The sequence below is a fragment of the Lentzea aerocolonigenes genome (assembly GCF_000955955.1).
Lineage (GTDB): Bacteria > Actinomycetota > Actinomycetes > Mycobacteriales > Pseudonocardiaceae > Lentzea > Lentzea aerocolonigenes_A.
On sequence record NZ_JYJG01000204.1, the window covers coordinates 26,791 to 38,152 of the forward strand.

The following is an 11,362-nucleotide window of genomic DNA, read 5'->3' on the forward strand; positions in this document are numbered from 1 at the left end:
TTCATGGCAGGGACCCGGGACGCGAAGCAGCGCGTGATGGACGCGACCGTCGAGCTGATCCGCGAGGGCGGCTTGCGCGCGGCGGCTCCTGCGGCGATCGCGGAACGGGCCGGCGCGGGCAAGATGTCGCTCTACCGGCACTTCGGCGGCAAGGACGAGCTGGTCGCGGAGGCGTTGCGCGACTTTCTGCCGAGGCAGCTCGCACTCCTGCTGGGCGCCTGGGACGACAAGGATCCCCGCCGCCGCATCCTCGACGTGTTCGACCGGCTCGCGCACTTCGCCGACAATGGCACGCTCAGCGCCTGCGTCTACTTCGGCACGCGCCTGGAAGCCGGCGCGGACCATCCCGCGGCGCCACTGGCCGGTGAGTACAAGGACGAGGTGGCGGCAGCCTTCACGAAAGCCGTGAAGGAGTTGGGGCACGAGGACCCCGAGACGATCGGCCGGATGATCTCCATGCAGGTCGACGGCGCGGTCGTGCACTCGATCGTCTACGGCGACTCGCGCCCGTTGAAGGACGCGCGCCGCATCGTCGAGATCCTGCTGGACAGCTAGTAGGGCTTGACCGCCTGCAGGGCGTCGAGGTCGCCGGACAGCGCCGCCCGCGTCTCGGTGGTGAACTCGTCGGCCAGCACCTCGATCCGGTTCTCCAGCAACGCTTTCACGGTCTGTGCGGCCAGGTCTGCGGCTGTGATCTTCGGTGCTGACGTCCAGGCGCTGAACTCCGTGTCGACGAACCCGGAGTGCACGCCTACGACCAGCGTCTCCGGCAGTCCGACGCGCAATGCGTTCGTGAGCGACCACGCGGCGGCCTTGGAAGCCGAGTAGGCGGGCGCGGAAGCCATTGCCCACCAAGAAGAAACCGACAGCACGTTCACCAAGGCGCCGCCGGCGAGCATCGGTGCGAACGCTCGCGCGATCTCCCAAGGGCCGAACAGGTTGGTCTCCATTACTTCCCGTGCGACACTCAACGGTCCGCTGAGCAGCTGAGCCTCTCCGCCGCCCATGCCCGCGTTGTTGACGACGATCCTGACGTCCTGCGCGAGCCCGGCGACGGCAGCGATGTCATCAGGGTTGGTCACGTCGAGCTTCACCGGCGTGAGCCGCGGGTCGGTGATCGTCTCGGGTTTGCGGGCGCCCGCGTAGACCTTCGCGGCGCCGTTCTCCAGCAGCGCCAGCGCGATCGCGTTGCCGATACCCCGGTTGGCCCCGGTGACAAGTGCGACGGATCCCTCGATCTTCATGGCTACCTCCCGAGCTTATGAGACCTCAAGGTCTCGTGAGACCTCAAGGTATCATAAGTGCGAGACGGAGTGCCGACGATCGGCCGTGGCTGGCAGAGGCTGGTCTGCACCACGGTGAGAGCATGGATCGCATACACCGGCGCCCTGCCCTGCTGATCGCCGCGCTCCTCTCGATCGCGACGGTCACCGCCGGCAACTCGGCCGCTTCCCCTGACCAGCCAACGCATCCGTGGCAGTTCGACCACTGGCCTCAACAGCAGCCCTGGCAGCAGACCAGAGACAACGCCAGGGTGGCCTCCCTCGCCGGGTTCCCCGGCCCGATCGACCCGCAGAACTGGGTCAACCCCGACCACATGACGTGGGAACGGGACTACAAGAAGGTTCCCGGTACGAACTGGGCCGATCCGTCGGTGCACGGTTCGGTGCGCACCTTCAAGGGTGCCGTGGTCCTGCTGGACTACCCGAATCAGCCGTTCGTCGTCACGCAGCCCAGGAACTCCACGGTGTTCGGCAACCCGAGCGCCGAGGCCAGCAACGTGCCGCGGGCGCAGGTCGCGCAGTTCTACCAGGACTTCCTCAACAAGCCGATCGGTCTCAACCGCGGTCACACCGTGCACGAGTACTGGATGGAGACCTCCGGTGGGCGCTACGGCGTCGACCTGAAGGCGTTCGGCCCGTACACGATGCCGGGCAAGGACCACGAGTACGCCATGGAGTTCCAGGGCGGCACCGGCTGCCCGGCCGGTGACAACTGCAACCGCAACATCCGCACCGACGGCCGTGCCGCGTGGGTCGCGGACGTCGGCAGCCAGGTTCCGGCCGGCTACGACTTCATCTACTACCTCTCCGCGGGCCAGGACGAGTCCGGCACCTGGCAGGAGTTCGGGATGATGAAGTTCCGCACCAAGGAGGACGTCACCGACGACTTCGGCCCGCCGGACCCCGCGCTGCCGAACTGGTCGAAGACGCGTTATGTCGACTGGACCTCGTGGGCCGCGGGTTCGAGCATCTGGCCCAACGCGAGCGGCGGCTCGACCACCCAGGCCGAGAGTTCCGGCCAGGGCGTGTACGCGCACGAGCTGAGCCACGTCCTCGGCATCGGCGACAACTACAACAACCCGTTCGGCAGCCCGCCGCGCCGTGACTACAGCGGCCCGTGGGACATGCTGTCGCGCGGCTCGTTCAACGGCCCGGGCGGCCCGCACTCGCGCTGGACGATCCCGGCGACCGGCGGCGCATCACTCGGCGCGCAACAGACCCTGCGCAACAAGATCAAGCTCGGGATCGTCGACGAGCGCAACGTGCTGCGGTTGTCCAGGGAAGCGCTCTCAGGCTCCGGCACGGTCATCGCGAAGATCACCGCTCGCGAGGTGAATCCGGGAACCACCGGACTGACCGGCATCAACCTCGCGTTGAACGCGGACCGGACGCCTTCCTGCAACGTCAACACCAACCCGTTCTGCGACGGCGGCGGCTACAACAACTACACGCTCGAAGTCGTCGACCGGATGGGTGCCGACTCGTTCACGCCGGACGCGGGTGTGCTGCTGGCCAAGACGAAGAACCAGGACGCGGCCCCGTTCACGTGGGTGATCGACTCGAACCCGCAGGACATCGGCATGACCGACTACGTCCTGCCCGACGGCACCAAGGTCCCGATCACGGTCGGCGACTACCGGCAGCTGTCGGACGCGCTGTTCCACGCCGGCACGAACTCCGGCAGCGAGTACGAGTTCGTCGACACCGCGAACCGCGTGCACTTCTACATCCTCGACGTGCAACGGGACGCGCGCGGTGTGCTGTCGTACACCGTGGCGATCCGGTCGCTGGACGGCGCGGGCCCGCAGCAACGCGGCGTGCAGGTCATGCCCGGTCAGGCGAGGACGCAGGACGGGATCGCGACGTGCAGCTTCCCGGTCGTGAACACCGGTCGGGCGGCCCCGCCGACCTCGCAGCACCCGGAGCCCGTCACCCAGTACATCGACGGTGACGTGTACCGGGTGTCGGCGACGGCGGCGAACGGGTGGACCGTCTCGGTGCCGAACGCCTTGGCCACGGCCAAGTTCGGTGGCACCGTCAACGTTCCGGTGCACGCTCAGCGCAACGGTGGGCCGGTGACGTCGAAGGTGACGCTGACTGCGGTTTCCGAGAGCAACCCGATGAAGCAGGCTTCGGCCACCTGCACGGTGGTCGCGGCTCGTTAGATCGACTCGTCCAGGTGCGCTTCCCACACGGCGTTGGCTTCTGTGTGGGAAGCGGCACCGACGAAGAACGCCTCGGCGAGCGGTCCGAGGTTCGGGTCGTCGCAGTCGATGTCCATGAACTTGGGCTTGTGCACCGCGAACCCGTGATCCGCCGGCCGGTACGGCACCGCGACCTGCATGCTCTGCCGGTAAGGCCCGTACTGGACCGCCTCGATGATCAACGCGTCGGTCTTGCCCTGCTCCAGGTGGATGTAGCCGTCCGCCACGAGCACCGCGCCGACCCAGCTCGGGTCGCCGTCCGCCAGCGCGTCCTGGCCCGCGCGGGCACCTTCCGCGAAGTCGTCGAACATCAACCGGTCCATGCCGTACTCACCGTCGGCGTGCTGGTAGCCGAGCAACGGGATCAGCGTCTCTCCCTCCGAGACGCACCAGACTCCGTGGGCGGCGAAGAACCCGGCCAGCCGGGCTGTGTCGATCATGGCGGCCACCTTGCCAGGCCTGCCCTGCTGAAGTGTCCGGAATGGATGTATCAGCGTGAGCGCGCGGACCGGCGACGCTGGTGCCGTTGCTCTTGCTGCTGAACAGGTCCCGAGGTCAGCATCACGAAGCACCCCAGCAACAGGATGCTGCCGCACGCCACCCACGTCGTCGTGCTGACCGCGGAAACCGGTGCGGGCACACCGATCGCGAGCAGCAGCAACGGCATGCCCAGCGCATAGCAGACGCCGGCCGCGAACACCCGGCCACTTCCGTTGACCAGCAACGGAAGCGCGGCAACCCCGGTCAGCACCGCGAACGCGAGCCAGCCCCAGGTCAGCCCGTGGTGCAGCGCGACCGTGATGTCCAGGCCGTCCTTCGCACGGATCGCCTGCTCGGTCTCCGCCGCGCGGCTGAAGCCGATTGTGGCCCGTGTCCCCGCGGCAGCCGCTGTGACCACCAGCGACGCACCCAGAATCGTGCGACCGCGCCGGACCGGATCGACTCGCTTCCTGGTGTCCACGCACCCAGTGTCTTGGTGGTGACGCGTGATTTCCCGCTGCACACGCCCAGGTGCACTCAGTAGTGGTACGGAATTCGCGCCATCGGTTCGACCAGCTCGCGCTCCTCATAGGACAGATGCGACAGCAGGGTGTCCGTGAGCACGTCCACGGCGTCCTGCAGGTCGATGATCTTCTTGGGCTCGGAGACCATCGCGACCAGCGCGGCGTCGACGCGTTCGAGCACGTCGTGGATGACGTGGTGCTCCTCGGTCAGCCGGTCGAGGACTGGCCCGAGCCGCTCGTCACCCTGTCGCAGCTGGGGATACAGCGACCGGTCCTCGTGTGTGTGGTGCATCGTGATCAGGCGGCAGTAGCTCTCGCAGTACGCGCCCATGGCCCAGTTGTTCTGCCGCATGGTCATCGTGTTGATCTCCGAACGGGCGGCTCCCACCGCGAGCGTGCCGTCGGCGACCTGCTTCACCAGTGACCGGACGTTGTTCAGCTCCCGCCGCAAGTGGTTGTGCACGTCGATCAGCTGCTGGCCGAGCGCTTTGCCGGTAGGGGTGTAGACGGCGTCGGGCTCGGGTGCTGGGCCGGCCGGGCGCTCGGACTCGTCCCACAGCCGTTCGTCCGAGATTCGGATGCCGTCGTCCGGCGTCGGGATCACCCCGAGCCGGTCAACGACTTTTGGGTTTCGTGCCCCTGCGACGATCTCGCGCACGGCCGGGGCGGTCTCCTCGGCGAACCGGCGCAGCTCGTCGTCGCCGTTGACCATCAGGATGAACCCGCTGACGCCGTTGCCGAGCGCAAGCTCGGCGAGCTGTTCGGCGGTGAAGCTGCCGTCGATGTTGTAGAGCCTGCGGATGTCCTTGGGCGCACGGCCGGCTTGTAAGGCTGCCTCGTCGATGATCGCGTTCATCGTGGGCAGCTGGTCCGGCGTCGCGTACGAGGCGGACGGCAGCCACCCGTCGGCGAGCCGGCCGGTGAGTTTGAGCATCTTCGGCTTGTAGGCGCCGAGCCAGATGCCGATGTCGTGCGCGGGGAACGGGCCGGGCCGCGCGCCGTTGAGCGAGTAGTGCTTGCCCGGCAACCGGATTCCGCGTCCGGGAGTCCACAGTGTCCGGACCACCGTGATGGCCTCTTCGAGCGCCTCGACCGACTCGGCCGGGGTGCGGCGCGGGCCGTCCATGGCGGCGATGGCGTCCCAGAACGCCCCGGCGCCGAGCCCGAGCTCGACCCGGCCGCCGGTGATGACGTCGAGGCTCGCGGCGGCCCTGGCGAGCATCGCGGGCGGCCTGAGGGGCAGGTTGGCGACGTTGGGGAAGACGCGGACGTTGGACGTCGCCGCCGCGATGACCGACAACGACGTCCACGTGTCGAGGAACGTCGAGTTGTACGGGTGGTCCTGGATGCTCACGAGCTCCAGACCGAGTGCGTCGGCGGCCTGCGCGAGCCGCAGCGTGTCGCCGAACTGGTCGGCGGCGGGCGGCAGGAACACACCGAACTCGAGCGAGTGGCCGTAATCTGGCATGCCGAAAGTATGCCACACAGATGTTCTGCTCGACAGACGTTCTGTCCGGGCTATCATTGGTCGGGTGACCGCCCTCGACGAAGACTTCGGCTTCACCCTCGGCGTGGTGTTCCGCGCCTACGTCAAGGCGACGAACGTGGCGGTCGGCGACCTGCCGGGGGGCCACCGCGGCTACCAGATCCTCACCGCCGCGGTGCGCGACCAGCCGGAAAGCCAGTCCGCGCTGTGCCAGCAGTTCGGCATCGATCGCACGGTCATGACCTACCTGCTCGACGACCTGGAAGGCGCCTCGCTGGTCATCCGCCGGCCCGCGCCGGCCGACCGCCGCACCCGCCTGGTCGTGGCGACCGAGACGGGGCGGAAGCGGCTTGCCGAGCTCGACCTGCGGCTGAAGCACGCCGAGGCTCATGTGCTGGCAGGGCTGTCGGCGCAGGACCAGGCGAGCCTGAAGGCCTTGCTGGGCAAGCTCGCCGCGCACGCGAACGCCGCGGATCCGGTCGGCAGCGCGTGCCAGGTCGTGCAGGACATCGCGGCGAGCACGCCCCAGTAGCCGCGCATTCAAGAAAACCGTCAAGGACCCGCGAATATCCTCCGCGGACAGATCAGGAGGAGGGGGTCCGTGGACTTCCACGCGTCACCGGCGGTCATCGGGGACTTCGCCGCGGTTCTCGGCAAGCAGGAAGAGCACTCGGAGGCCGCCGAGCGGTACGCCAAGGCGAACCTGGAGATCACCGACCAGCAGGACGGTGTCATCGCCGAGTTCCTCACCGAGCACGACGAGCTGCAGGCCCAGATCAGCGAGGTGCTCGCCCAGCTCACGGCCGTCTGCAAGACGAACGCCGTGGAGATGGCCAACACGGCGAAGTACTACCGCACCACGGACGAAGAAGAAGCCCGCGCGTTCGAGAACAAGCTGCCAGACGCGCCGAGCCCGTCGGTGCAGCACTTCACCGGGCCGTTCGTGTTGCGCGAGACCATGTTCCCCGAGGGCAGGCTGACCCCGCCGCAGGCAGGCGACGAGCCCCTCGACCCGATGGCCGTGGTCGACGCGCTGAACAACCTCGTCAGTCCCGGGTACTGGGTGGCCAACGTGCTGGACGTCCTCATCGGCGTCAACCCCGCCGACTGGGTCAGCAAGCGGATCGCGGGCGACTGGGAGGCGTTCTCGAAGTGTTGCAGCGCCTTCAACTCGCTCGGTTTCTTCTGCAGCGACGTCGGCCGCAACGTCATGGACAACCACCGCCTGCTGCTCAACGCGTGGAGCGGTAAGGCTTCCGACGGGTCGTACGCCTACTTCCAGCGCCTTCAGACGTCGCTCGAGCAGCACAAAGACGCCTTCGTGAAGCTCAAGGAGGAGTACGAGAAGGTGGCGGCGGGCGTGCGGGAGTTCGCCAAGGTCGCCGGTGATCTCGTGCAGGACATCTTCGACAAGGTCTTCTGGATCACCGCGGAGGCGATTGCCGGCGGGGTCATGGCGGAGTCCGTCATCGGGCCGGCCGTGCTCTGGTCGGTGGCGGCGTGGCAGTGCATGAAGGTCGTCGAGACGTGGAGCAAGATCGGCGAGCTGTTCCAGGCGCTCTCGTACATCGTCCGCACGGCCAAGGGCGAGATCCTGATGGTGATGAGCGACAGCGGTTTCAAGGCCCACCCACTGCCCGGCTCGTACGGGCACCCGGCTCTGCATAGGTGACGAAGATGACGGAAACCGAACTGCGGCCGGGCATGGACCGGCACCAGCGCCAGCTGCTCAAGAAGCTCGTCGCGAACGAGCAGAGCCCGGCGCTCGCCGAGATGGCCAAGGAGCTCCTCGCCGGCCGTACGACGCCTGCCCAGATCCTGAACAGCCGCGCGTACGACGAGGCTCTCGGCGCTGGTGCGGAAGCGCTCTCCTCCTGGTACGCCACCACGTCCGACGAGGAGAAGCAGGCACAGGCCGAGAAGGGCCAAGCGGAGCTGGCACGGCTCGCCGAGGACGAGCTGGCCGGCGTTCCCGACGGTCCCGAGCCCGTGAAAAAACCGGTGAAAGAACCGGAACCCGACGAGGACATGACCGAACAGACCTGGTCGCGCGACTCGTGGTGACCTGATCAGCCTGCAGTAGGACGTCCGGATCATCCGCGCGCATGATCCGCGAGCACAGATCGTCTTCCTACGCTCAGCCGCGTGTCGAAACTACTTCGCGCTGCGGCCGTGGCGATGCTGGTCGGTCCGCTTGTCGCCGCACCACCCGCCAGCGCGTCCACATTGGACTGGAAACCGTGCCGGCAGGTCCACGAGCACTGGTACCCGGACGACAACCGCAGCGAGTGCACCACGGTCACCGTGCCCCTCGACCACTCACGTCCGCACGGCCGGAAAATCGACCTGGCCGTCAGCCGCATCAAGGCCACCGACCCGAAGAAGCGCCGCGGTGTGCTGCTGCTGAACCCCGGCGGCCCCGGCAACCAGGGTGTCAGCTTGCCGTACGACCTGACGAAGACGAAGTTCGCCGAGCTGAACACCGACCACGACCTCATCGGCTTCGACCCGCGCGCCGTCGGGTTCAGCGGGGGCGTCGGGTGCGAAGCCACCCCTGAGGACGGTCCCGAGCCCGACCCGCAGGCGAGCCCGTCCGAACGGTTCCGTCAGGACTACGAGCGCAACGCCCGCACCAACGCCCGCTGCATCGGCTATGACCGCGAGCTGCTGACCAACCTGTCCACCAGGGCCGTCGCCGACGACATGGACGACATCCGCGCCGCGCTGGGTGAACGGAAGATCAGCTATTTCGGCATCTCCTGGGGCACCGCACTGGGTGCCGTCTACCGCAGCCATTACGACCACCGCGTCGACCGGATGCTGCTCGACTCCGTGATGCCCGCGGACTTCACGCTGGAGACGATGAACCTGGGCTCGGCCGCGGCCAAGCAGGCCAACTACGAGGTCCTCGCCGGTTGGCTGGCCGAGCGGGACTCGGCGTTCCACCTCGGAACCACCGGGCAGGCGGTGACGAAGTCGATCAGCGATCTGGCCGCTCAGCTCGACCGCGCGCCCGTCACGGTCAACGGGCACAGGTACACCGGAAGTCATCTGCGCGCGATGCTCACCTACAAGCGCGCGGTCTGGCAGCAGGTCGCAGAGTCGATCGTGGCGCTCCGTACCGGTGGTGTGCCGCCGCTGACCGGCGACGAGCCTGAGAACGAGGGCTTCGGCCTGACGCCGGTGTGGTACGGCGGCCTGCTGATGCAGCGCGCCGTGCTGTGCAACGACCAGGGCAAGGCCCCGAACGTCGACGAGGCGTGGCGTCAAGTCCAGTACCGGCAGGAGAAGTACCCGCTCTTCCCCAACGGCGCGGGCTACGGCAACTGGTGCGCGGGCTGGCCTTTGCCCGCGACGCCGTGGCACCTGAAGCACGGCTCCAGCCCGTTGCAACTCGCCGGCCACCGCTACGAGACCGTCACGCCGCACGTCTGGGCGGAGCAGATGCGCCACAAGATCGGTGGAGCGCTGCTGACCGTGGACGACAGCACGCACGGCTCGTTGTGGCTCATCGACTGCGCGGACAAAGCCGTCCGCTTCTTCCGCACCGGCCAGACCTTCTCCGGCAGTTGTCCCGGCACGTCCTGACATCAGTGATGGCGGCAGCGCAACGACCTGCGCTGCCGCCATCACGCGTGTCCGGGGTTACAACCAGCCGCGCCGAGCCGCCAGCTGTCCCGCCTGGAACCGGCTGCGCGCCCCGAGCCGCCCCATCACCCCCGCCATCACCCGCCGCACCGAGCGCGCGGACGTGCCGATCCGCGCCGCCGCCGCATCGTCGGTCACCCCTCCCGCGAGCAGACGCAGGATCGTTCTCTCCTGCTCGGTCAACCCCTCCACGGCGCGCGCGTCGGCGGACATCGCACCCGCCCACAAGTGGTCGAACCAGGCCTTCAGCAGCGCAACGGTTTCCGGAGCCGTGACGGTCGCCGGACCGGGAACCACCGCCGTGCCGTCGCAGAGCACCAGGCCGGTCGGCAGGCCCGCGCAGACGCGGACCTGGTCGTGGCCGCGCAGGAAGTCCGGGACCGAGGCGCGGTCCACGTCGTCGGGGTAGAGGACGCGCACGGGGGTTCCCCGCGGGAGGAAGCGGAGGTCGACCTCCATCCCGCCCGACATGCACACGACGATCTCGGCCTGTGCTCGCATGACCAATTCCTGCACATCTCCAGTACGCATGCCGAAAACGCTATTCAGGCGACCTGCACGGCACCCTCACAGAACCTGGACGGAACCTGGACGCGCTTGTCCTGATCCGGCCAGGGCATTTCCGGACGGCCCGAAAGTCTTGTCGCGGCACCGGTGTGCACGGCAATGTTTGCCCCACGATGTTCCTGGTCGAAAGAAACCTGAAAGCGAAAGTAGACCCGGACGCACTCAGGGGAACAAGGCTCGAAAACCTGAGAATTCGCGTCGATGAATCCGGTTCCCAGGTCGTGGCGATGGTTGCTGCGCGAAACAGGGAACACGCAGAGGCAATTGCAACGGAAATCTTGGGAGAATAGTCATGCGTGGAATCAAGACCGTACTGGCCGCAGTCGTCGCCGCCATCGCGCTCGGCACCATCCCGGCGCAGGCCGCGCCGACGACGCCGAACTTCGGCGCCGGGATCGACCCGTACTCCGCCTACGACGCGCAGCGCAACTGCGAGGCGTCGGCCAAGCCGGGGCCGCTCGGGGTGCGCGACCTGCTCAACGCCACCTACGGCAACCACACCGCTGGCATCGTCCGCAACTGCGACGGTCAGACCAGCGAGCACCACGAGGGCAGGGCGCTCGACTACCACTTCAACTACTTCGACACCGCGGACCGGGCCAAGGCGGAGGACTTCCTCGGCTGGCTGCTCGCGACCGACCAGCACGGCAACAAGCACGCGATGGCCCGCCGCCTGGGCGTCATGTACCTGATCTGGAACAACAAGATCTGGGAGGCGTACCGGCCAGACGCGGGGTGGACGCCGTACAGCGGGGCGAGCCCGCACCAGGACCACATCCACATCAGCTTCAGCTGGGCCGGCGCCAACAAGCAGACGTCGTGGTGGACGCAGGCAGCGCAGCAGATCGGCCGGATCGGCGTGCTGAACGGCGGAACGCTGTCGGTGAAGGAAGGAAACCTCTGGTCGAGCTGGACGACGCAGCTGAACGGCGTCGCGAAGTTCGAGATCGAGGGCGACCGCATCGGCGTGCTGACCACGGGCGGCGACGTCATGGTCAAGGAGGGCGACCTCTTCGCCCAGTGGACGACGCAGGCGGGCGGCGCCAAGGACTTCCACCTGGCAGGTGACCGGATCGGCGTGCTGCGCAACGACGGTTCGCTGGCGGTCAAGGACGGCAACCTGTTCGCAGGCTGGACCGAGCAGACCGGCAACGTCAAGGACTTCGACCT

At 67.8% G+C, this 11,362-nt stretch carries 11 protein-coding genes and 1 pseudogene; 7 read left to right on the top strand and 5 right to left on the bottom strand.

Features of this window, described 5'->3' with window-relative positions; translation table 11 throughout:
- The first annotated feature begins 3 nt into the window (after positions 1–3).
- A complete protein-coding gene (locus tag UK23_RS25645; RefSeq protein ID WP_045314187.1) occupies positions 4–555 on the top strand; it encodes a TetR/AcrR family transcriptional regulator in 552 nt (183 codons plus the stop codon).
- Here the strand turns inward: UK23_RS25645 and UK23_RS25650 are convergent.
- A complete protein-coding gene (locus UK23_RS25650; RefSeq protein WP_045314188.1) occupies positions 552–1,244 on the bottom strand; it encodes an SDR family NAD(P)-dependent oxidoreductase in 693 nt (230 codons plus the stop codon). The genes UK23_RS25645 and UK23_RS25650 overlap by 4 nt on opposite strands.
- Positions 1,245–1,366: 122 nt before the next feature.
- Here UK23_RS25650 and UK23_RS25655 point away from each other — a divergent pair, with 122 nt between their 5' ends.
- Positions 1,367–3,448: a M6 family metalloprotease domain-containing protein gene (locus UK23_RS25655; RefSeq protein ID WP_045314189.1), complete on the top strand. Its 2,082-nt coding sequence runs from the start codon at positions 1,367–1,369 to the stop codon at positions 3,446–3,448.
- On the opposite strand, the gene UK23_RS25660 is transcribed toward UK23_RS25655, so the two are convergent.
- Genes UK23_RS25660 through UK23_RS25670 form a run of 3 tightly spaced genes read right to left on the bottom strand, consistent with a single transcriptional unit; the run spans position 3,445 to position 5,959 of the window.
- Positions 3,445–3,927 (bottom strand): hypothetical protein, encoded by a 483-nt coding sequence (locus tag UK23_RS25660; RefSeq protein WP_045314190.1) that lies wholly within the window; start codon positions 3,925–3,927, stop codon positions 3,445–3,447. The two genes, UK23_RS25655 and UK23_RS25660, sit on opposite strands and share 4 nt — an antisense overlap.
- 50 nt (positions 3,928–3,977) lie before the next feature.
- On the bottom strand, positions 3,978–4,448 hold the full coding sequence (locus UK23_RS25665; protein ID WP_045314191.1) for a hypothetical protein: 471 nt from the start codon (positions 4,446–4,448) through the stop codon (positions 3,978–3,980).
- 56 nt (positions 4,449–4,504) lie between these two features.
- On the bottom strand, positions 4,505–5,959 hold the full coding sequence (locus UK23_RS25670) for an LLM class flavin-dependent oxidoreductase (protein WP_045314192.1): 1,455 nt from the start codon (positions 5,957–5,959) through the stop codon (positions 4,505–4,507).
- A 64-nt stretch (positions 5,960–6,023) separates the two neighbouring features.
- On the opposite strand from UK23_RS25670, the gene UK23_RS25675 reads away from it, so the two are divergent.
- From UK23_RS25675 to UK23_RS25690, 4 genes are all read left to right on the top strand, one after another.
- Positions 6,024–6,509, top strand: coding sequence for a MarR family winged helix-turn-helix transcriptional regulator (locus tag UK23_RS25675; RefSeq protein WP_231114666.1), 486 nt, complete (start codon positions 6,024–6,026; stop codon positions 6,507–6,509).
- Between the two features lie 69 nt (positions 6,510–6,578).
- Positions 6,579–7,649 (top strand): hypothetical protein, encoded by a 1,071-nt coding sequence (locus UK23_RS25680; protein ID WP_045314193.1) that lies wholly within the window; start codon positions 6,579–6,581, stop codon positions 7,647–7,649.
- 5 nt (positions 7,650–7,654) lie between these two features.
- Complete coding sequence (locus UK23_RS25685) at positions 7,655–8,041, top strand: hypothetical protein (protein ID WP_156213377.1); 387 nt, start codon at positions 7,655–7,657, stop codon at positions 8,039–8,041.
- 81 nt (positions 8,042–8,122) lie between these two features.
- Positions 8,123–9,565, top strand: coding sequence for an alpha/beta fold hydrolase (locus tag UK23_RS25690; protein WP_045314195.1), 1,443 nt, complete (start codon positions 8,123–8,125; stop codon positions 9,563–9,565).
- A 57-nt stretch (positions 9,566–9,622) separates the two neighbouring features.
- Here UK23_RS25690 and UK23_RS25695 read toward each other — a convergent pair whose 3' ends face one another.
- Positions 9,623–10,156 (bottom strand): helix-turn-helix transcriptional regulator, encoded by a 534-nt coding sequence (locus UK23_RS25695; RefSeq protein WP_082114976.1) that lies wholly within the window; start codon positions 10,154–10,156, stop codon positions 9,623–9,625.
- 328 nt (positions 10,157–10,484) lie between these two features.
- Between UK23_RS25695 and UK23_RS48940 the strand changes: the two are divergent.
- Positions 10,485–11,362 (top strand): annotated as a pseudogene (locus tag UK23_RS48940) (hypothetical protein); the annotation flags it as partial.